This window comes from Streptomyces sp. NBC_00016 (assembly GCF_045040885.1).
GTDB classification, from domain to species: Bacteria; Actinomycetota; Actinomycetes; order Streptomycetales; family Streptomycetaceae; genus Streptomyces; species Streptomyces coriariae.
Genome location: NZ_CP108304.1, coordinates 1,338,143 through 1,357,995, shown reverse-complemented (window position 1 = coordinate 1,357,995; position 19,853 = coordinate 1,338,143). Strand labels below are relative to the sequence as shown.

The window sequence follows — 19,853 nt, the reverse complement described above, 5'->3', positions numbered from 1 at the left end:
GAGCGCCGTCATAACGTCCCGGAGGTGGCCTCGGGCTGTTCCAGGGCCGCGTCCAGCGTCGTGGCGGGCGGCAGCAGCCGGTACAGCCCCGTGGCCCGCAGGATCCGCAGGGTGAGCCGATGGGTGCAGACGAGGTGCAGATGCCCGCCGTGGTCGAGGACGCGGCGGCGGGCCCGGTACAGCAGGCGCAGCCCGGAGCAGTCGAAGAACTCGATCCGGCTCAGGTCGATCACGATCCGGGGCGCCGGGCCGCCGGTCGCGTCGTCGAGGTGCGGGGTGATCTCGGTCGCCGCGACGATGTCGATCTCGCCGCGGAACTCCAGCACCGTGTACCCCCGGTCCTCGCGGACGCGCAGATGCGGGGTGTCCGCTGCGGGTTTCTCCAGCACGACGACATCGCCTCCAACCCGCTCCACCGGTCGGGAGCCTCCAACGGCCGGGGAGCAGACAGCAGTTCCCCGCCCCAGCAAGTTACCCCCGATCGAGTGAATTCCAGCATGTTCGATTGACATATGTCTTCGAAATGCAACCGACTCTGTCGGAGTTTTTTCGCGCCGTGAGCGAAGGGGCGCACGCCGTGCTGTGAAGGGGCGCGTCGGGTGTTACGACAGTGCGTGCCAGGCCTTGGAGAGCGCTGTGCGCAACTGCTCCGCCTGGTGTGCGGTGAGCTCCGCCACCATGCGTTCCTCCAGCTCCCGCACCGGCCCGGCGTGCCGGTCGAGCAGCTCGCGCCCCTGCGTGGTGAGCAGGATCAGCAGCTCGCGCCGGTTGCGCGGATTGCGTTCGCGGCGGATGAGGCCGCGCGTCTCGAGGGAGCGCACCAGATCGGCGATGGACTGGGCCGTCACGAAGGAGTCCCGGGCCAGCTGGGCGGCGGACAGGCCGTCGTGCCGTTCCAGCACGGTGAGCGCCGTGTACTGCAGGGCCGTGATCCCCGACGGCTTGACCAGCTCGTCCAGGTGGGATCGCACGACCAGCTCCACCTGCTTCACCATGTAGAGCAGGGACGGGGGTGTCCGGTGGGGCTGAGGTGCGGACGCTGCCTTGGTTGTCTGGGTGCCGGCCATGGGACCGAGCGTAGACCATTGACAGGAAACCTGTCTGTAATGAGACTGCGGACCAACAGGAATCCTGTTTGTTGAAATCTTGGCGACGATGCTGAGGAGTGGTGATGACCACCTTCGAGATCGACCCCGGTCGACTGTTCATCGGGGGACAGTGGCGCGAGGCCGCGGACGGAGCGCGGACCGAGGTGGTCGACCCGTCCCGGGGCACGGTCGTCACCACCGTCGCGGAGGCGGGCGCCGCCGATGTCGACGCCGCCGTGAAGGCCGCGCGGGCGGCCTTCGACGCCGGGCGGTGGTCCGGCCTCAGCGGCCGGGAGCGCGGCCGCGTCCTGCTCCGGGTGGCGGAGCTGATCCGTGCGGAGGCCGACGAGATCGCCCGGCTGGAGAGCCTGGACGTCGGCAAGCCGATCACCCTGGCGCACGCGGTCGACGTCACGAACGCGGCCAACGACTACGAGTACTTCGCCTCCCTCGCCTTCTCCCTGGACGGCGCGACCCGCGACACCCCGATGAACGCCCTCGCCTACACCAGGCGCGGCCCGCTCGGTGTGGTCGCCGCGATCACCCCGTTCAACTTCCCGTTGATCCTCGCCGGTTCGAAGATCGCCCCGGCGCTGGCCGCCGGCAACACGGTCGTTCACAAGCCCGCCGACGAGACCCCGCTCAGCGCCCTGTACATGGCGGGACTGTTCCAGCGGGCCGGTGTCCCCGACGGGGTCGTCAACGTCGTCACCGGTGCCGGTCCGGTCGCCGGTGAGGCGCTGCTGCGGCACCCCGGCGTGGACAAGATCGCCTTCACCGGCTCCACCGCGATCGGGCGGCACGCCGCGAGCGTCGCCGGCGAGAACCTCAAGCCGGTCACCATGGAACTCGGCGGCAACGCCGCGCACATCGTCTTCGAGGACGCCGACCTGGAGAAGGCCGTCGGCGCCGTCATCAAGGGCTTCGTCTTCAACACCGGCCAGTTCTGCATGGGCGGCCCGCGGCTGCTGGTGGCCCGCCCGGTCTACCGCACCCTCCTCAACATCCTCGCCGAGGCGGTGCCCGGGGTGCCGGTCGGCGACCCGCGGAAGGTGGAGACGGTCGTCGGCCCGATGGCCGGGGAGAAGCACCTGCGCAAGGTGGAGGAATACGTCGAGCTCGCCCGCAAGGAGGGTGCCCGCATCGTCTGCGGCGGCGAGCGGCTCGACCTCGACGGCGGCTACTACTACAAGCCCACCGTGATCGCCGACCTCGCGAACGACTCCCGTGTCGTCCAGGAGGAGATCTTCGGTCCGGTCCTCACCGTCCAGCCCTTCGACGACGAGGACGAGGCCGTCACGCTGGCCAACTCCACGCCGTACGGCCTGGCTTCGGGCGTCCAGACCGGCAACCTGGCCCGCGCGCACCGAGTCGCCGACCGCCTCCAGGCGGGCATCGTCTGGGTGAACGACTGGGCGATGCTCGACCCGGCCGTCCCCTTCGGCGGTGTCAAGGACTCCGGATTCGGCCGCGAGTACGGCCCCGAGGCGCTCAGCGCCTACACCAAGGTCAAGTCCGTCGTCGTCTCGCTCGACTGAACGCGCCGCGAAACAGAGGGAGTTCAACCGATGTCCATCACCACCCGCGCCGCCGTCGTCGAGTCCGGCGGAGCCCCCTTCACCCTGTCCGACGTCGTCCTCGACGACCCCGCCCCGCACGAGGCGGTCGTCCGTCTGGTGGCGGCCGGACTCTGTCACACCGACCTCGGCGTGGCGAGCGGCGGACTGCCCTTCCCGCTGCCCGGTGTCCTCGGCCACGAGGGCGCGGGCGTCGTGGAGTCGGTCGGCTCGGCCGTCACCGGGGTGGCACCCGGCGACCATGTCGTGCTGTCCTTCACCTCCTGCGGCGACTGCCGCAACTGCCACGGCGGCCACCCCGCCTACTGCGCCACCTGGCTGCCGCTGAACCTCATCGGCGGCCGCCGCGCCGACGGCACCAGCACCATCAGCCGGGACGGCGAGCCCCTCGGCGGCCACTTCTTCGGCCAGTCCAGCTTCGCCGAGCGGGCCCTGGTCGACGAGCGCAGCCTCGTCAAGGTCGACCCCGGGGTACCCCTGGCGTCGATCGCCCCGCTGGGCTGCGGGGTCCAGACCGGCGTCGGCGCCGTCTGGAACGTGCTGAAGCCGGCGACCGGCAGCACGATCGTCGTCCTCGGCGCGGGCGCCGTCGGCCTGTCGGCGGTCATGGCGGCCGCCCTCACCCCGGCCACCACGATCATCGCGGTCGACCGGGTCGCCGAACGCCTCCAACTGGCCAAGGAACTGGGCGCCACGCACACCGTCGACGCGAGCGCGGTCACGCCGGTCGAGGCGGTCGCCGAGATCACCGGCGGGCAGGGCGCCGACGGCATCGTGGAGACCACGGGCAGCACGGCCGTGCTGCGCCAGGGCGTCGACGCGCTCGCCGCCCGCGGCACCCTCGTCGTCGTGGGCGCACCGCCCTTCGGCAGTGAGGTCGCCCTCGACGTCAACGGGCTGCTGGGCGGCAAGCGGGTCGTCGGGCTCACCCTCGGCGACAGCGAGACGCAGTCCTTCATCCCCGCCCTGGTCGAACTGGTCAAGGCGGGGCGGCTCCCGCTGGACCGCCTGATCGCCACCTATCCGTTCGCGGACATCGACCAGGCGGTGCGGGACATGACCGCGGGCAGGACCATCAAGCCCGTGCTGCTGTTCTGACGGCTCGTCAGTCGACCGTCAGGACCAGCTTGCCGGTGGTCCGGCCGGTGTCGCCGAGCGTGTGTGCCTCGGCGGCATCGGCCAGCGCGAACGTCCCCGCGATCGTGGCGCGCAGCTTCCCCGTCCCGACCAGTTCGGCGATCGTCCGCATCCCGGCCCGGTCGGCGTCCACGAGCATCCGCACCGCTCGGACGCCGAGCCGCTCCGCCTCCTCGTAGAACTCGTTCGACCCCACCGGCAGGATCGACACCACGATGCCGCCCGGCCGCAGCACGCGCAGGGACCGCACGGAGGTGTCCCCGCCCAGCGTGTCCAGGACCACGTCGACGTCCTTGACGGCCTCGGTGACGTCGTTCTCCCGGTAGTCGATCACCTCGTCGACGCCGAGCTCCCGCAGGAAGTCGTGCTTGCCCGCGCTGGCCGTACCGATCACATACGCGCCGCGCGCCTTGGCGATCTGCACGGCGACATGCCCCACACCGCCCGCGGCCGCGTGGATCAGTACCCGCTGCCCGGCCTCGAGGCCGGCGTTCTCGACCAGCGCCTGCCAGGCGGTCAGCGAGACCAGCGGCAGCGCGGCCGCCTGGACGTGGTCGATCCCGGCCGGCTTGTGCCACAGAGCGCGGACCGGGGCGATGGCGTACTCGGCGTGCGAGCCGTGGCCGTAGGGGTACGGCAGCATGCCGAAGACCTCGTCGCCGGGGACGAAGGCCGCCACGCCGATGCCGACCGCCTCGACGGTCCCGGAGAGGTCCCAGCCCAGCACGAAGGGCGGCTCGCCCAGGAACCCGCCCGTCGCGCGGTGCTTCCAGTCGGTCGGGTTGACGCCGGCGGCGCGCACCCGGACCAGTACCTCGTTCGGACGCGGCGCGGGCCGCTCCACTTCCCTCTCCGTCAGGACCTCGGGACCGCCGAGGACGTGCTGGTCGATGACGCGCATGGTGTTCACAGTGCTCATGGTGAACCAGCCTGCCGGGCCGCGCCCGACCGGGAAATGGCAAGATTGCCAAGCTTCGATAGGATCGTGCCATGCAGGCACAGCAACGCAAGCACCGGGTGGTCGTCCTCGCCCTCGACGGCGTCTACCCCTTCGAACTCGGCATCCCCAGCCGGATCCTCGGCGCGGCCGACGGCCACTACGAGATCCTGACCTGCTCGGTCGACGGCGGTCCTGTCCAGACCAATGCCGATTTCACGGTCGGCGTGCAGCACGGCCCTGAGGCGCTGGCCACGGCCGACACGGTCGTCGTCGCCCCGGTGGCGTCCGACCGGGTCAGCGCCGAACTGCCGGACGGGGTCGCCGAGGCGCTCGCCCGGATCCGCCCCGACGCGCGCATCGTCTCCATCTGCACCGCCGCGTTCGTCCTCGCCGCCGCCGGCCTGCTGGACGGCCGCCGGGCCACCACCCACTGGCAGGTCGCCGAGGCGTTCGGCCGGATGTACCCGCAGGTCGACCTCGACCCGGACGTCCTCTTCGTCGACGACGACCGCGTGCTGACCTCGGCGGGCGCCGCCTCCGGGGTCGACATCTGTCTGCACCTCGTCCGCAAGGACCACGGCAGCGAACTCGCCAACAAGGTGGCCCGCCGCTGCGTGGTCCCGCCGTTCCGCGACGGCGGCCAGGCGCAGTACATCGAACAGCCCGTTCCCGAGACCGGCCCGGCGAGCACGGCGGCCACCCGCGCCTGGGCCATGGGACGCCTGGACGAGCCCCTCGCCCTCGCCGACCTCGCCGCCCACGCCCGGATGAGCCCGCGCACCTTCGCCCGCCGCTTCCACGACGAGGTGGGCATCAGCCCCGGCCGCTGGCTGATCCAGCAGCGCGTGGTGCACGCCCGGCACCTGCTGGAGGCCAGTGATCTCTCCGTCGACCAGATCGCCGGCCGGGTCGGCTTCGCCACCGGCGCCTCACTGCGCCAGCACCTGCACGCGGCCATCGGCGTCTCCCCCCAGGCGTACCGCAGGACGTTCCAGACGGCCCGCTGAACGTTCCGGATCCCTGCCGCGTCACAGGAGCGGGCGCGAACGGGCGGCCCTGGGAGAGAAACGGGGGGCGGGTATGCGCGCACGGTTCGTGGCGTCGGGGCTGCTGGTGGTACTGGCGGCCGTGGGATGCGGTGCCGGGGACGAGACGGACGTGGTCGTCGAGGGGACGCCACCGGCGACGCCGTACGCCGGTCCGCTGGACATCGCCACGAAGGAGCTGGACGAGAGCACGCCGGAGGCCTTGCGCACCGCGTCCGGCGCCGCGGGCCGGGCGCTGGAGTGCGACGGGGAGATCTCCTCGGGCGGCGGGCCGGACGGCTGGAGCGAGGGCGACGGCGGTGACACGCCGCAGGAGGGGCTGCGGCTCTACTTCGACATGTTCGAGCCGACGGGTCCGCACTCCGGCTTCCGGGTGGAGCGCGAGGAGACGGACCGGGTGCTGTTCTCGTACGACGTGGCCGGGCGGACGAAGGTCGCGGTGGTCGTCGCCCGGGACCAGAAGGAGAGGCCGGACTGGGGTCCGGAGACCCACGCCTCCTGCGATCCGGCCGAACTTCCCGCGAGCGTCACCGACTCCGGCGACGAGGAGATCTGGACCGACCGGCACGGTGAGCGGGTCGCGACCACGACCCTGAGCAGCTACCCCGGTGCCGAGCACTGCGACTGGCAGACGGCGCACTTCCTGGGGATGGGCCGGGGCGAGGACCACCGCCAGTACGTGCGCGACCCCGACGGCGTGATCGAAGGGGACCTGCTGACCTCGCCGTACGACGGCGACGCCGCCCTGCCGTCCGGCGCCCACGACACCGGGTACCGCTACGGCGACTGGCGGTTGTGGCTGACGGACGACGCCTCGACGGCGTACGTCCGCACCTCCGACGGCGTCGAGGCCTGGCCCCTGGCGAAGGACACGGTGGCGTGCATGTGACCGCCGGTCAGCGGCTGGCGTGCAGCGCGACCAGCAGCTGCCACACCTGGTCGGCGATCTCGCCGGGCGTGCCCTCGAGGTCGCCGTGCAGCCAGTCCGCCAGCACCCCCGCGAAGGTCGCGGCGACGGCCGAGGCGACCAGGGGCGCGTCGGCCGCACCCGCCCGCTCCCGTTCCCGCAGGCTGTAGGCCCGCAGGTCCCGGTGCAGCACGCGGCCGAGCGGTCCGCCGCCGCCCGGCGCGAGCAGGGTGCGGTACAGCGCGGCGTGCGGCGCCAGGGAGCCGAAGAACTCCGGCAGCGCGGCGGGCGCCCGTACCGGGTCGGGCCGCCCCTGCCAGGCGTGCAGCGCCTCCACGGCCTCGCGTACGACGTCCGCGCAGGCGTCGACCGCGAGCGCCTCCAGGTCGGGATAGTGCACGTAGAAGGTGGCCCGGCCGACCCCCGCCCGCCGCACCAGCGCGGCGACGCCGACCTCTTCCAGCGGCCGCTCGGCGCATTCCGCCAGCAACGCGGAACGCAGCCGCGCCCGGGTGCGGGCCGCGCGCGGGTCCTCGGGCTCGCCGCGGCTCACCGGGCGATCAGGACGGCGGCCAGGGCGAGCGCACCGGGCAGGGCCTGCGCGACCAGGATCCGGCGGTTCGCCGTGGCCGCGCCGTACACGCCGGCCACGATCACACAGGACAGGAAGAACACCTGCGCCCGGAAGCCGGTCGGGTCGGCCGCGATCAGCCCCCACACCAGGCCCGCCGCGAGGAAACCGTTGTAGAGCCCCTGGTTGGCGGCCATCGCCGCGGTCCGCTTCGCCATCTCGGCGTCCAGGCCGTGGAACGACATCCCCGGCTTCTTCTGCCACAGGAACATCTCCATCACCAGGATGTAGAGATGCAGTGCGGCCACCAGAACGACCAGCACGTTCGCCAGGATCTCCATGGTCTCCCTCAATTTCTTGGACAGGTGTCCACTATAACGGGACACCTGTCCAAGAAGTCGATCGCCGGTGGGAATCGTGCCTCCCGGCGTGGGGCTCTTGATGCGAAACGGGCGGCGGCGGCCAGACTGAAACCATGACGCCAGCACCCGCACGCCCCGCGAAGCAGCGCAAGCTCGACACCCTCCACCGGCTGGAACACGACGTAGACGCGTGGGTCGCCACGGCAGCCGAGGGCGGTTCGGCCCCCTATCTGGTCCCCCTCTCCTTCGTCTGGGACGGCGCGACCCTGCTCTTCGCCACGCCCGCCACCAGCCCCACCGGCCGCAACCTGCTGGCCACCGGTGTCGCGCGCATCGCCGTCGGCCCGACCCAGGACGTCGTGATGATCGAGGGCACCGCCGTGGCCGTGCCGCCGCTGGAACTGGCGGAGGAGGACGCCGAGATCTTCGCGGGCAAGACCGGCTTCGACCCGCGCGAACTGGCCGCGCCCTACCTGTACTTCCGGGTCCTCCCCGGCCGGATCCAGGCCTGGCGGGCGGCCAACGAGATCCAGGGGCGGGAGCTGATGCGGGACGGGACCTGGCTGGTGGCCGACTGAAACCGGGGTATCCGCAAGGTCCGGGGGGCGGGACTCGCCCGCCCCGGGCCGGATCTCGCGGAGGAGACGACGACATGGCATTGGTGAAAGCGGGCGTTGTGGTGCTCGACTGTGCCGAGCCCGAGAAGCTCGCCGAGTTCTACAAGGGGCTGCTGGACGCCGAGGAGATCGTCGCGTCCGCCAACCGCGTGGAGATCAGGGGCGCCGACGGGACCCGGCTGGCCTTCCGGCGCGACGTGAACGCGACCCCGCCGAGCTGGCCCCGCCCCGAGAACTCCTTTCAGGCCCACCTGGACTTCCTCGTCGACGACCTCGACGAGGTGGAACGCAGGGTCGTGGGCCTGGGGGGCCGCCCCCTGGAGACCAAGGGTGCCCCCGGCCCGCACGAGGAGCGCGGCTACTCCGACCCGTCCGGCCACTCCTTCACCATCCGCCTCGAGCCCCCCACGGCACCGAAGCAGGGCTGAGCCGGGTACGGGAGCGGCCCGGCCCTCACCCGGACGATGCCGGAGAGGGCCGGGCCGCGGTGGGGCCGCTCAGTCCCGGCCGCCCTTGTCCTGGGCCGGCCACACGCCCGTGGACCGTTCGATCGCCTTGGCGCCGGTGCGGTCGGCGGCGCTGCGGACCGCTGCGAAGATCGCGCCCTGGACCGCCGCGGCCAGCAGGATCTCGCCCCAGCCGCGGTCCCGGTCGAGGGCGTCCGGTGCGTCGTCCTCGTGTCGTATCGCCTTCCACGCCTTGCGGAACGCGGCTCCCGCCAGGGCGCCGCTCGCCCAGCCGAGCACGAAACCGACGGGCTTGTAGACAAGGGGGAGTTTCCTCTTCTTGGCCACGTGTGTCTCACTCCTTCTTCCGGTGTTGCGTGGATGGGGGTCTCAGGGTCGTCCCCGCGCCGGAACCTCTTCGTCGACGCGGACCGGATCGGGCGGTGTCCCGGTGCCGAACGGACGGCCGCCGAGTTCCTCGCGGTGAGGGGAGGCGTGCCAGTCGGCCAGATCCGGGCCGAGGGGGACGATCCGGGTCGGGTTGATGCCGGTGTGCACCCGGTAGTAGTGCCGCTTGATGTGATCGAAGTCGACGGTGTCGCCGAAGCCGGGCGTCTGGAAGAGATCCCGGACGTACGCCCACAGGACCGGATTCTCCGTCAGCTTCCAGCGGTTGCACTTGAAGTGGCCGTGATAGACGGCGTCGAAACGCACCAGTGTGGTGAACAGCCGGATGTCCGCCTCGGTGATCGTGTCCCCCACCAGGTAGCGCTGCCGGGCCAGCCGGGACGCCAGCAGCTCCAGCCGCCGGAACACCCCCGCGCACGCCTGCTCGTACTCGCCCTGCTCACTGGCGAAACCCGCCCGGTACACCCCGTTGTTGACGTCCTCGTACACGTCGGCCATGACCGCGTCGATCTCGTCGCGCAGCCCGTCGGGGTAGAGGTCGGGGGCACCCGGACGGTGCAGCGCCGTCCACTCGGTGGCGAGGTCCAGGGTGAGCTGCTGGTAGTCGTTCGTCACCAGTTCGCCGCTGGGCACGTCCACGATCGCCGGCACGCTGACGCCGTCCCCGTGGTTGCGCTCCCGGCGGTCGTACGCCTCGCTGAGATAGCGGATGCCGAGGACCGGGTCGCGGCCGTCCGGGTCGAGGGTGAAGCGCCAGCTGCGGTCGTCCTGGATGGGGTCGGCGATCGCCATCGGCAGGGCGTCCTCCAGGCCGAGGAGGCGCCGGGAGATCACCGCCCGGCTCGCCCACGGGCAGGCACGGCTGACCACCAGACGGTAACGGCCCGCCGTCACGGGCCAGCCGTCCCGGCCGTCCGCGGTGATCCGGTCGGTGAAGTGACTCTTGGACCGCCGGAACGCCTTGTGGCCGTACGCGCTGTTGCCGTCGCCCCCGCCGCTCATGGTTCCTCCCGCTGGCTTCCGTGCTCTCGTGCACGTCCTGTGCCCGTGCATGTCCTGCTGAACGCGTTCCCCGATTTCCGCCGACGGCACGGTATGAGCCCGACCTGCCTGGGCAGTCGGCGGAGGTGACAGGGACATCTTCAGAGCGCCGGACCGCACGGACCGCCGAACGGACCGCCGAACGGAACGCCGAAACGAACGTCGAAACGAACACCGCAAGGGCGGCCGAGGAGAAGGCGCGAGGGAGAGGAGACCGCGCCGCGTCGTCGAACGCCGACCGCAGGACCCGCGTCACCGTCCTCGTCGCGCTCGCCGCCAACCTGGTGATCGCCGTGGCCAAGGCCGTGGGCGGTCTGTTCGCGGGCTCGCCCGCGCTGCTGTCGGAGGCCGCGCACTCCGTGGCCGACAGTCTGAACGAGGTCTTCCTCCTCGCCGCACTGCGCCGCAGCCGACGCCCGGCCGACGCACGGCACCCCTTCGGCTACGGCAAGGAACGCTTCTTCTGGTCGCTGCTGGCCGCCGTGGGGATCTTCGTCATGGGCGGCTGCTTCTCCTTCTTCCAGGGCATCGAGGCCCTGCGGTCCGGCGTCGACGAAACGCTCAGCGGCTATGTGGCCGGCCTGGTCGTGCTCGGCGTCGCCTTCCTCGCCGAGGGCGCCTCACTGCTGCGGGCCCTGCACCAGGTGCGCAAGCAGGGCGGCGGACTCGCGGGCCTGCGCGACCCGGCCCTGCGCACGGTCGTCGCCGAGGACGGCACCGCCGTGCTCGGCGTCACCCTGGCCGCGATCGGCATGGCACTGCACATGGTGACCGGGCAGGTCGTGTGGGAGGCCTCCGCCTCGCTCGCGATCGGCGCGCTGCTCGTCTACGTCGCCTACCGGCTGGGGCGCGAGGCCCGCGACCAGCTCATCGGCGAGGCCGCCGACCCGGAGACCGGGGCGCGGATCCGTGCGCTGCTCGACGCCCAGCCCGAGATCGACAGCGTGGAAGCGCTGTTCACGATGAAGATGGGCCTCGACGCGGCGCTGGTGGCGGCCCGCGTCGACCTCATGCCGGGCCTGGACAGCGAGCGGGTCGAGGAGGTCGCCGTGCGCATCAAGCGCTCGATCGCGGCGACGGTGCCCGAGGCGGACCAGATCTTCCTCGATGTGACCGACCGCGGCGCGCGCGAGGCAGGGGAAAGCCCCGCCGCGACGGGGGAACGCGGCGGGGCCTGACAGTCGGGTGCCCGGTGGGAGCACCGTCATGCGTTTCCGAGACAGATTTTTCTACGACCTCGTCGAGGAGTCCTCGAGGATCGCTCGAACGGCGCCCGGAGGGACACCTTCCGCACCCGGGCGGAGGCCGGCTCAGCTGCCGGCGGCGGGCTCCACGACGAACACCGGGATCTCCCGGTCGGTCTTCTTCTGGTAGTCCGCGTACGGCGGAAACGCGGCGACGGCGCGTTCCCACCACTCGGCCTTCTCCGTACCGGTGACCTCACGGGCCGTCATGTCCTGCTTCAGGGGGCCGTCCTGGAGCTCCACCTGGGTGTCGGCCTTGAGGTTGTGGTACCAGACCGGGTGCTTGGGTGCCCCGCCCTGCGAGGCGACCAGGGCGTACCGGCCGTCGTGCTCGACCCGCATCAGCGGCGTCTTGCGGAGCTTCCCGCTCTTCGCGCCCCGGGTCGTCAGCAGGATGACGGGCAGTCCCGTGTCCCGCAGCGTCGTCCCCTCGGTGCCGCCGGAGCGCTCGTACTGCTCCACCTGCTCACGCACCCACTGCGTCGGGCTGGCTTCGTACTCGCCTTCGAGAGGCATGGTATCCGTCCCCTTCGTCATCGCGCCGCGTCGTTCGCGCCACGTACGTCCGACTCGCACCCCGATTCAACACCGGTGACCGCGAGATTCATCCGCCCCGGGGCCTCCTAGGTCATCATCCGCACGGCCAGCACCGTCATCACCGCGCTCGACACGAGCGCCGTCACCAGCCGTCCCCGGTGCCCGGTCAGCACGCGGCCCAGCAGCGCGCCGCCGCCGGCGAGCGACACCTGCCAGCTCGCCGACGCGAGAAAGGCCGCCAGTACGAACACGCCCTGTTCCAGGGGCCGTACGGATGCGGTGGTGCCGGTGCCGAGAACCAGGGCGGCGAAGTAGATCACGGTCGTCGGGTTGAGGAGGGTGATGCCGAACAGGCTCAGACAGGCCCGGGCCGGGCTCGGCGGAGGGGGACCGGACCGGGTGCTGAGCCGCCGGGCCCGGTACTGGCGTACGGCCGCCAGCGCGCCGCGTGCCGCCAGCGCCAGCAGGACCAGCGCCGAAGCCCAGCGCAGCGGCGTCATCACCGGTCGCAGTACGGCGGCGACGGTGGCGCCACCGACCGTGGCGACCAGGGCGTAGAGGCCGTCCGCGAGGGCGACGCCGAGCGCGGCGCACACGCCGGTGCGCAGGGAGGTGCGGGCGGTGAGGGAGACGAGGTAGGTCGCGACCGCGCCGACGGGTACGGCGATGCCGTAGCCCGCGACCAGGCCCGCGACGAGCGCGGCCGTCACGGTCGCGCGGTATCGGGCCTCCGGGGACGGCCGGGCTGCTGTCGGCCGCACGCCGGAAGGGCGGTGGCGGGCGTCAGCGGCAGGAGGGCGTCGAAAGTGGACATGGCCGGATCCTGCGGGTGAAGGCGGGGCGGCGGCAATCGATTTTCCCGGCGCCGCCCCGGGAGTGGCGCTTCGGAGCGAATGGTTCCGGCCGAATCGCCCCATTGGTCGATCTGGCCGAACTGCGCGTCGCCCTATAGGTGCCCGAGGCATCTAATGAAGATCGGCATGACGCACTCTTCGTCTGCGAGGTCACCCATGACGGACACGACCGACACCACGGATACGACGGACACGGATACGACGGACACCACGGACGCGACCGGCACCACGGACACCACGGGCCCGACGGATGCGAGGCGCGAGCCGGCTCCTGTCGCCTTCCCGCAGGACCGCACCTGCCCCTATCAGCCGCCCGCCGCCTACGACCCCCTGCGGGACTCACGTCCGCTGGCCCGCGTCACCCTCTACGACGGCCGGGTCGCCTGGCTGGTCACCGGGCACGAGGCGGCCCGCGACCTGCTCGCCGACCCCCGCCTGTCGACCGACCGCACCAGCCCCGGCTACCCGGCGACCTCGCCCCGCTTCAAGGCGCTGCGCGACCGCCGGACGGCCCTGCTCAACGTCGACGACCCCGAGCACCACGTCCAGCGCCGCCTGCTGGTCGCGAACTTCACCCTCAAACGCGCCACCGCCCTGCGCCCTGCCATCCGGCGGATCGTCGACGAGCGCATCGACGCGATGCTCGCGCAGGGGCCGCCCGCGGAACTCGTGAACGCGTTCGCGCTGCCCGTGCCGTCCACGGTGATCTGCGAACTGCTCGGCGTCCCGTACGCCGACCACGAGTTCTTCGAGGAGCAGTCGCGACGGCTGCTGCGCAGCCGGGTGCCGGAGGAGGTGCGCCAGGCGCGCGACCGGCTCGACGCCTACCTCGGCGCGCTGATCGACCGGAAGCTGGCGGAGCCGTCCGGCGACGGCGTCCTCGACGCCCTGGTCCACGAGCAGGTGCGCGAAGGCACCGTGGACCGGGAGGAGGCGATCGCGCTGGCCACGATCCTGCTGGTCGCGGGCCACGAGACGACCGCCAACATGATCTCGCTGGGCACCTACACCCTGCTCCGGCACCCCGAGCGGCTGGCCGAGCTGCGCGCCGAGCCGTCGCGGCTGCCGGCGGCCGTCGAGGAGCTGATGCGGCTGCTGTCCATCGCGGACGGGCTGCTGCGGCAGGCCACCGAGGACATCGAGGTGGCCGGGACGACGATCCGGGCGGGGGAGGGCGTGGTCTTCGCGACGTCCGTCATCAACCGGGACGAGGGCGCCTACCCGGCACCCGACACCCTCGACTGGCACCGCTCCGCCCGCCACCATGTGGCGTTCGGCTTCGGTATCCATCAGTGCCTCGGCCAGAACCTGGCCCGCGCGGAGCTGGAGATCGCCCTGGGCACCCTCTTGGAGCGGCTCCCCGGTCTGCGGTTGGCCGTGCCCGCCGAGGAGGTCCGCTGGAAGCCCGGCGACACCATCCAGGGGATGCTGGAACTCCCCGTGACCTGGTAGGGGGCACGTGTGACGGACATTCACATCGACACGGACGTCTGTATCGGCGCCGGCCAGTGCGCGCTGGCCGCCCCGGGCGTCTTCACCCAGGACGACGACGGCTTCAGCGCCCTGCTGCCCGGCCGGGAGGGCGGCGGTGGTGACCCGATGGTCCGGGAGGCCGCGCGGGCCTGCCCGGTCGGCGCGATCAAGGTGTCCGAGTCGGCCGGATGAGGCCCGGGCCCGGGTGCGGCCGACGTGGAGCGGGCCGCGGCGGCCCTGCGCGAGGCGTCCCCGGAACGGTTCACGGACGACGCCCTCGTGCACCGGGGCGCCGAGGACGGCCGGGGGATCTTCGACGGGGCGGTCGCCGGCGCGGCGGGTGGGAGGACACCTGCCTCGGCGGCCGAGGCGGGCGTCTTCGCGGGTGGGGGGATGACGCCCGGGAGCGCGCGTTCGCCAGGGAGGCCGGGACCCTCCGCCCCGACGCGTCCTTCCTCGGCTGCCGGGCCGGCGGTCAGCCGGTCCCGGCCTGACCCGAGGACCGCGTGCGGCCCAGCAGCAGCCGCGCCGCCTCGCGTGCCTCCGCCGCGGGGGCGGCGCCGCCGCTGATCCCGGCGGTCACCATCGCACCCTCGGCCAGCAGGAACAGCGGCCCGGTGAGCGCGTCGGGCAGCCCCGCGTCGGCCACGAGCCCGCCGAGGTACTCGCGGAACGCCTGTTTGTGGGCCCGTACTTGGCGTGCCACCCGCTCCGAGGTCGCGCCCAGCTCGCCGTACGCGTTGATCCACGCGCAGCCGCGGAAGTCCGGCTCGCCGAACCACTCCGCCAGCCAGTCGAACACCGCCAGGATCCGCTCCCGGGGGTCCTCCCGCCGTGCGACGGACTCCGCGAGCAGCCCGCGCCAGCGCACGTCGCGCCGCTCCAGGTAGGCCTCCACCAACTGCTCCTTGGCCGGGAACAGCTGGTAAAGGCGCTTGAGCGACACCCCCGAGGCGCCCCGGAGGTCGTCCATCCCGACGGACTGCACGCCGCGCCCGTAGAACAGCTTCTCCGCGGCGTCGAGCGCCTGTTCACGGGCCGTTGCGCTGTCCACGGGCGACCACCGTTCCTCGGGTTGCTGGTTCCTTGACGGGAGAACGTGCGTTCTCTACGTTAGCAGTCAAGCCGGAGAACGCACGTTCTCCACATCTCGCGAGCTCAGGAGACGCCATGTCGGACGCCCGTCCACCCCTGCCGCCCTTCACCCGGGAGACCGCGGCCCGCAAGGTCCAGGCCGCCGAGGACGCCTGGAACACCCGTGACCCGCACAAGGTCGCCCTCGCCTACTCCGAGGACTCGGTCTGGCGCAACCGCGACACCTTCCTCACCGGCCGCGCCGCGATCGTCGAGTTCCTCACCGCCAAGTGGGCCCGCGAGCACGAGTACGCGCTCCGCAAGGACCTCTGGGCCCACGACGGCCATCGCATCGCCGTCCGCTTCCAGTACGAGTCGCGCGACGCGACCGGACAGTGCTGGCGCAGCTACGGCAACGAACTGTGGGAGTTCGACGAGCGCGGGCTGATGACCCGCCGGGAGGCGAGCATCGACGACGTGCCGATCGAGGAGGCGGACCGCCGAATCCACGGGCCGCGCCCCGAGGCCGAACGAGGGCTGTCCTTCCCGCTTCAGTAGGGTGCGCGGGTGACCGAACAGGACGAACAGCCGCCCTTTCTCTATGTCGTCGTCTGCGCCGCCGGCATCGCCGCGGACGTCGGCAGGCTGATCGCCGCCGCCCAGGAACGGGAGTGGCACGTGGGCGTCATCGCGACGCCCCACGCCATGAACGGCTTCTTCGACACCGCCGCCGTCGAGGCACAGACCGGGCGCCCGATCCGCTCCGCCTGGCGGCGCCCCGGCGACCCGCGGCCCTTCCCCGATCCCGACGCGGTCGTCGTCGCCCCGGCCACCTTCAACACCATCAACAAATGGGCGGCGGGCATCGCCGACACCCTCGCCCTGGGCACCCTGTGCGAGGTGTCCGGGCTGGGCGTCCCGGTCGGGGTCCTGCCCTGTGTGAACGAGACCCTCGCGAGCCACCCCGCCTACCAGGACAGCCTGATACGGCTGCGCGGCGCGGGCGTCCGGTTCGGGTACCCCTACGACCGTGACCGGGGCGAGGAGTTCGACTGGGAGCGGGCGCTGGACCTGATCGAATGAGTCACACGGTGACGTCCGTCGCCGTGCCGGGGGGCAGCCACCGGAACCGTTCGCGCAGCTCCCCGGAGGAGGGCTTCGCCAACTCGGCCTCGACGACGCGCCGGCCCTCCCGGAAGTGCGACCAGCCCTCGTAGTGCACCGGCAGCACCGTGTGCGGGCGTAGCGCACGGCACAGGTCCACCGCCCGAGGCGCCGTCAGCGTGTAGCGGACGGGCCCGGTCAGCGGGAAGCCGACCCCGCCCAGGTGCAGCAGGGCCGTGCCCACGTCGAGCCGACGGGAAACCTCGCGCACCCCGCCGAACAGGACCGTGTCCCCCGAGATCCACAGAACCCCGTGCCGCTGCCCCTCCCAGCGCAGGGCGAAGCCGCTCACCTCGCCGACCAGCGGGTGCGACAGGGGCGGGCCGTGGCGGGCCGGGGTGGCGGTCACCTCGATCGCCGGCCCGCCGGGGGAGTCGAGCCGCCAGGTCGTCCAGGGGGCGAGCCCGCGCGTGTTGCCGCCGAGCCGGCGGGCTCCCGAGGGTGTCGTGAGGACGATCCCGGCCCCCGGCAGCAGGGCCCGTCCGGCGGTGTCCAGGTTGTCGGCGTGCTGGTCGTGGGTGAGCAGCACGGCATCGATCGGGGGGAGTTCACCGACGTCCAGGGCCGGACCCGAGGTCTTGCGGGACGAGGTGCCCCGACCGAAGGCGTAGCGGCGGCCGGGCGGGTCGAACGTCGGGTCGGTGAGCAGCCGTCGGTCGCCGACCTCGAGGAGCGTGGTCGGGCCGCCGATGTGGGTGATGCGGACCTCGGTCATGCACCGGTCCCTTCCGGCAGGTCCGGGGCGGCCGCGCGGCCGCCCCGGACGTACGGCTACTTCGCGTGCGCCAGCGCCCAGTCGAGGGCGAAGTCCGCGACCTCCTCCCAGCCGGGGGCGGCCGGCAGCAGGTGCGGGCGCCCGGCGAACTCCCTGACCTCGGTGACCGTGTTCGACCTGTAGTGCCTGGCGTTGGACTGCTGCACCTTCGGCGGCATCAGGTGGTCCTCCTCGCCGGAGACGAACAGCAGCGGTGCCCGGTCGTCGTTGTGGTAGTCGACGTAGGTGCTTTGACGGCCGGGCCGCAGGGTGGCCAGGGCGCTGTCGAAGAAGATGCTGCCGGACGCGGGGACGGCGTACCGCTCGTACAGCGCCCTCGACTCCTCCTCCGGCAGGGTGTTGGTGAAGGCGTAGTGCCACTGGTCGAAGGTGAGACCGACCGCCCGGTGCCGGTTGGCCGGGTTCTTCAGGACCGGGAAGGCGGCCTTGATCTGCGTCAGCGGCAGCACCGCGACGCCTTCCGTGGGCGCCGAGTTGATCGCGACGCCCGCCGCTCCGAAGCCGTGGTCGAGCAGCAGCTGCACGAACACCCCGCCGGCCGAGTGGCCGACGAGTACCGGCGGCCGGTCCAGGCCGCGGACCAAGGTCTCCAGCCGCTCGACGATCTGCGGGACAGTGACCTGTTCGATCGGTGTGGTGTCGGCGTTGAGGGACTCGACCTCCGCCTCGAAGCCGGGGTACGCGGGCGCCAGCACCCGCAGACCGCGCTTCTCGTAGTGGGCGATCCAGTGCTCCCAACTGCGGGGTGTCACCCAGAAGCCGTGGATCAGGACGATGGTGTCCGGTGCGGACATGACTGCTCCGTAGGTTGTCCGGTCGCCCGGGAGGGAGGAGGGGTCAGCGGGTGGCGCGGTCGGCGGCGCGGATCTGCCGGACCACGGCCTGCGGGTGCGACATCATCACCACGTGCGAGGCGCCCTCGACCTCGACGGTCCGGCTGCCGGCCCGCTCCGCCATGAACCGCTGCGCGGCGGGCGGGATGACCCGGTCGGCGCCCGCGACGACGTACCAGGACGGCACGGTCCGCCAGGCCGGCACCCCACTGGGTCCCGCCAACCCGCCGATACTGCCGGGCCGTTGGGCGGTCGCCATGACTCTCGTGGTGGACCGGGGCAGGTCCTGGGCGAACACGTCGTGGAACTTCGCCGGATCGATGTAGCCGTCCAGACCCGGTTCCGCACCGGGGATCGGATAGGGCCGGCCGACAAGGGCGGACTCCAACCGGCTGCCGGGGAACCTCCCGGCCAGCTGGAGCGCGCTCTCGCCCGCGTCCGGCGCGAACGCCGCCGCGTACACCAGCGCCCTGACGTGGTCGTGCCCGGCCCCGGCGTTGGTGATCACCTCGCCGCCGTAGGAGTGCCCGACGAGGATGACCGGCCCGGTGATCGTGCCGATCACGCCGGACACGTACGCCGAGTCGCCCGCGAGATCGCGCAGCGGATTGGCGGGGGCGATCACCTGGTAGCCGGCGTCCAGCAGCGACGCGGTCACGGCGCTCCAGCCGGACGCGTCGGCGAAGACGCCGTGGACGAGGACGACGGTGGGCCGGGCGCCGCTCGCGGACGCCGGGGTGCCGGAACCGAGGGTGGCCGCTCCGGCGGCGAGCATGCCGCCCAGCACGAGGCGGCGGGAGGGGACTTCGGGAACCATCGCGGAGATCTCCTTCGGGAGCTCAGGAGTTGAGGAAGTCCAGCAGGTCGGTGCTCAGTTGCTCCTTGTGCGTGTCCGTGATGCCGTGCGGGGCGCCCGGATAGACCTTGAGGGTCGCGTTCTTGAGCCGGGCCGCCGACGCCTTTCCGCCCACCTCGAACGGGACGACCTGGTCGTCGTCGCCGTGGATCACCAGCGTCGGCACGTCGAAGGCGTCCAGGTCGGCCCGGAAGTCGGTGGCGGAGAACGCGGCGACACACTCGTAGGCACTGCGGTGCGCGGCCTGGAGACCCTGGAGCCAGAAGGCGTCCCGGATGCCCTGCGAGACGTTCGCGCCCGGCCGGTTGTGCCCGAAGAACGGCCCGTCGGCCAGGTCCCGGTACAGCTGCGACCGGTCGGCGAGCGACCCCGCGCGGATCGCGTCGAACCCTTCGGCCGGCACCCCGCCCGGGTTGTCGTCGGTACGCAGCATGAAGGGCGGCACGGCGGAGACGAGCGCGAGCCGCGCGACCCGGGCGGTGCCGTGCCGGCCCACGTAGCGGGCGACCTCGCCGCCGCCCGTGGAGAACCCGACGAGGGTCACGTCACGCAGGTCGAGGGTGTCGATCAGGGTGGCCAGGTCGTCGGCGTAGGTGTTCATCTCGTTGCCGTGCCAGGTCGGGGTGGAGCGGCCGTGGCCGCGCCGGTCATGGGCGATCACGCGGTGGCCGTGCGAGGCGAGGAACAGCGCCTGCGCCTCCCAGCTGTCGGAGTTCAGCGGCCAGCCGTGGCTGAGGACGACCGGGGGGCCGGTGCCCCAGTCCTTGTAGAAGATCTCTGCGCCGTCGGCCGTGGTGACGTACGGCATGCGGGTGCTCCCGTCTGTGGGCTTGTCCGACGCCCCGATCCTGTCCGGCGGCGGCGGGGCCCGTATCCCGTGGAGCACGTAGTCGTGACCGGCCC

At 72.3% G+C, this 19,853-nt stretch carries 25 protein-coding genes; 11 read left to right on the top strand and 14 right to left on the bottom strand.

Going from position 1 to position 19,853, the window contains the following annotated elements; genetic code table 11:
- Positions 1 to 8: 8 nt before the first annotated feature.
- Together OG933_RS06075 and OG933_RS06070 are read right to left on the bottom strand one after the other, a co-directional pair.
- Positions 9 to 416, bottom strand: a complete 408-nt coding sequence (locus tag OG933_RS06075) for an anti-sigma factor antagonist (protein ID WP_082412745.1) — start codon at positions 414 to 416, stop codon at positions 9 to 11.
- A gap of 186 nt (positions 417 to 602) precedes the next feature.
- Positions 603 to 1,067, bottom strand: a complete 465-nt coding sequence (locus OG933_RS06070) for a MarR family winged helix-turn-helix transcriptional regulator (RefSeq protein WP_405625764.1) — start codon at positions 1,065 to 1,067, stop codon at positions 603 to 605.
- Positions 1,068 to 1,171: 104 nt separating this feature from the next.
- On the opposite strand from OG933_RS06070, the gene OG933_RS06065 reads away from it, so the two are divergent.
- Positions 1,172 to 2,626, top strand: coding sequence for an aldehyde dehydrogenase family protein (locus OG933_RS06065; RefSeq protein ID WP_405625762.1), 1,455 nt, complete (start codon positions 1,172 to 1,174; stop codon positions 2,624 to 2,626).
- Positions 2,627 to 2,656: 30 nt separating this feature from the next.
- Positions 2,657 to 3,763 (top strand): NAD(P)-dependent alcohol dehydrogenase, encoded by a 1,107-nt coding sequence (locus OG933_RS06060; RefSeq protein WP_362519548.1) that lies wholly within the window; start codon positions 2,657 to 2,659, stop codon positions 3,761 to 3,763.
- 7 nt (positions 3,764 to 3,770) lie between these two features.
- Here OG933_RS06060 and OG933_RS06055 read toward each other — a convergent pair whose 3' ends face one another.
- Positions 3,771 to 4,721: an NADP-dependent oxidoreductase gene (locus OG933_RS06055; protein WP_405625761.1), complete on the bottom strand. Its 951-nt coding sequence runs from the start codon at positions 4,719 to 4,721 to the stop codon at positions 3,771 to 3,773.
- A gap of 71 nt (positions 4,722 to 4,792) precedes the next feature.
- On the opposite strand from OG933_RS06055, the gene OG933_RS06050 reads away from it, so the two are divergent.
- Both OG933_RS06050 and OG933_RS06045 read left to right on the top strand, forming a co-directional pair.
- Positions 4,793 to 5,749, top strand: a complete 957-nt coding sequence (locus OG933_RS06050; protein ID WP_267023096.1) for a GlxA family transcriptional regulator — start codon at positions 4,793 to 4,795, stop codon at positions 5,747 to 5,749.
- A gap of 73 nt (positions 5,750 to 5,822) precedes the next feature.
- On the top strand, positions 5,823 to 6,677 hold the full coding sequence (locus OG933_RS06045) for a hypothetical protein (RefSeq protein WP_405625759.1): 855 nt from the start codon (positions 5,823 to 5,825) through the stop codon (positions 6,675 to 6,677).
- 7 nt (positions 6,678 to 6,684) lie between these two features.
- Here the strand turns inward: OG933_RS06045 and OG933_RS06040 are convergent, their stop codons facing one another.
- Positions 6,685 to 7,248 (bottom strand): TetR/AcrR family transcriptional regulator, encoded by a 564-nt coding sequence (locus OG933_RS06040; RefSeq protein ID WP_405625758.1) that lies wholly within the window; start codon positions 7,246 to 7,248, stop codon positions 6,685 to 6,687.
- Positions 7,245 to 7,607, bottom strand: coding sequence for a DUF1304 domain-containing protein (locus OG933_RS06035; protein WP_362266573.1), 363 nt, complete (start codon positions 7,605 to 7,607; stop codon positions 7,245 to 7,247). The genes OG933_RS06040 and OG933_RS06035 overlap by 4 nt, the downstream gene beginning before the upstream one ends.
- Positions 7,608 to 7,741: 134 nt before the next feature.
- On the opposite strand from OG933_RS06035, the gene OG933_RS06030 reads away from it, so the two are divergent.
- The gene (locus tag OG933_RS06030; RefSeq protein WP_362519563.1) at positions 7,742 to 8,206 is read left to right on the top strand and encodes a pyridoxamine 5'-phosphate oxidase family protein; all 465 of its coding nucleotides are present in this window, start codon (positions 7,742 to 7,744) and stop codon (positions 8,204 to 8,206) included.
- 74 nt (positions 8,207 to 8,280) lie between these two features.
- A complete protein-coding gene (locus OG933_RS06025; protein ID WP_054241084.1) occupies positions 8,281 to 8,673 on the top strand; it encodes a VOC family protein in 393 nt (130 codons plus the stop codon).
- A gap of 69 nt (positions 8,674 to 8,742) precedes the next feature.
- On the opposite strand, the gene OG933_RS06020 is transcribed toward OG933_RS06025, so the two are convergent.
- Both OG933_RS06020 and OG933_RS06015 read right to left on the bottom strand, forming a co-directional pair.
- Positions 8,743 to 9,039, bottom strand: a complete 297-nt coding sequence (locus OG933_RS06020) for a DUF4235 domain-containing protein (RefSeq protein ID WP_020127674.1) — start codon at positions 9,037 to 9,039, stop codon at positions 8,743 to 8,745.
- 42 nt (positions 9,040 to 9,081) lie between these two features.
- On the bottom strand, positions 9,082 to 10,101 hold the full coding sequence (locus OG933_RS06015) for a glutathione S-transferase family protein (protein WP_405625755.1): 1,020 nt from the start codon (positions 10,099 to 10,101) through the stop codon (positions 9,082 to 9,084).
- 125 nt (positions 10,102 to 10,226) lie between these two features.
- On the opposite strand from OG933_RS06015, the gene OG933_RS06010 reads away from it, so the two are divergent.
- Complete coding sequence (locus tag OG933_RS06010) at positions 10,227 to 11,318, top strand: cation diffusion facilitator family transporter (RefSeq protein ID WP_405625753.1); 1,092 nt, start codon at positions 10,227 to 10,229, stop codon at positions 11,316 to 11,318.
- Positions 11,319 to 11,450: 132 nt separating this feature from the next.
- Here the strand turns inward: OG933_RS06010 and OG933_RS06005 are convergent, their stop codons facing one another.
- Positions 11,451 to 11,900 carry a nitroreductase family deazaflavin-dependent oxidoreductase gene (locus OG933_RS06005; protein WP_267023088.1) on the bottom strand — a complete coding sequence of 150 codons (450 nt, stop codon included), beginning with the start codon at positions 11,898 to 11,900 and terminating at the stop codon, positions 11,451 to 11,453.
- 107 nt (positions 11,901 to 12,007) lie between these two features.
- The gene (locus tag OG933_RS06000; protein WP_405625752.1) at positions 12,008 to 12,631 is read right to left on the bottom strand and encodes a LysE/ArgO family amino acid transporter; all 624 of its coding nucleotides are present in this window, start codon (positions 12,629 to 12,631) and stop codon (positions 12,008 to 12,010) included.
- A gap of 300 nt (positions 12,632 to 12,931) precedes the next feature.
- On the opposite strand from OG933_RS06000, the gene OG933_RS05995 reads away from it, so the two are divergent.
- Together OG933_RS05995 and OG933_RS05990 are read left to right on the top strand one after the other, a co-directional pair.
- The gene (locus tag OG933_RS05995) at positions 12,932 to 14,227 is read left to right on the top strand and encodes a cytochrome P450 (RefSeq protein ID WP_405625751.1); all 1,296 of its coding nucleotides are present in this window, start codon (positions 12,932 to 12,934) and stop codon (positions 14,225 to 14,227) included.
- 9 nt (positions 14,228 to 14,236) lie between these two features.
- Positions 14,237 to 14,440: a ferredoxin gene (locus tag OG933_RS05990; protein WP_054241080.1), complete on the top strand. Its 204-nt coding sequence runs from the start codon at positions 14,237 to 14,239 to the stop codon at positions 14,438 to 14,440.
- 283 nt (positions 14,441 to 14,723) lie between these two features.
- Here OG933_RS05990 and OG933_RS05985 read toward each other — a convergent pair whose 3' ends face one another.
- On the bottom strand, positions 14,724 to 15,302 hold the full coding sequence (locus tag OG933_RS05985; RefSeq protein WP_405625750.1) for a TetR/AcrR family transcriptional regulator: 579 nt from the start codon (positions 15,300 to 15,302) through the stop codon (positions 14,724 to 14,726).
- A 116-nt stretch (positions 15,303 to 15,418) separates the two neighbouring features.
- On the opposite strand from OG933_RS05985, the gene OG933_RS05980 reads away from it, so the two are divergent.
- Complete coding sequence (locus OG933_RS05980) at positions 15,419 to 15,880, top strand: nuclear transport factor 2 family protein (protein WP_142267429.1); 462 nt, start codon at positions 15,419 to 15,421, stop codon at positions 15,878 to 15,880.
- A gap of 9 nt (positions 15,881 to 15,889) precedes the next feature.
- On the top strand, positions 15,890 to 16,405 hold the full coding sequence (locus OG933_RS05975) for a flavoprotein (RefSeq protein WP_405625749.1): 516 nt from the start codon (positions 15,890 to 15,892) through the stop codon (positions 16,403 to 16,405).
- 1 nt (position 16,406) lies between these two features.
- Here the strand turns inward: OG933_RS05975 and OG933_RS05970 are convergent, their stop codons facing one another.
- From OG933_RS05970 to OG933_RS05955, 4 genes are read right to left on the bottom strand one after another with little or no spacing between them, the layout of a single operon-like run.
- Positions 16,407 to 17,201 (bottom strand): MBL fold metallo-hydrolase, encoded by a 795-nt coding sequence (locus OG933_RS05970; protein WP_405625747.1) that lies wholly within the window; start codon positions 17,199 to 17,201, stop codon positions 16,407 to 16,409.
- Between the two features lie 56 nt (positions 17,202 to 17,257).
- Entirely contained in the window at positions 17,258 to 18,055 is a 798-nt protein-coding gene (locus OG933_RS05965) for an alpha/beta fold hydrolase (protein WP_362519591.1), read from the bottom strand.
- 43 nt (positions 18,056 to 18,098) lie between these two features.
- The gene (locus OG933_RS05960) at positions 18,099 to 18,911 is read right to left on the bottom strand and encodes an alpha/beta fold hydrolase (protein ID WP_405625745.1); all 813 of its coding nucleotides are present in this window, start codon (positions 18,909 to 18,911) and stop codon (positions 18,099 to 18,101) included.
- A gap of 22 nt (positions 18,912 to 18,933) precedes the next feature.
- On the bottom strand, positions 18,934 to 19,758 hold the full coding sequence (locus tag OG933_RS05955) for an alpha/beta hydrolase (RefSeq protein WP_362519596.1): 825 nt from the start codon (positions 19,756 to 19,758) through the stop codon (positions 18,934 to 18,936).
- Positions 19,759 to 19,853 lie beyond the last annotated feature (95 nt).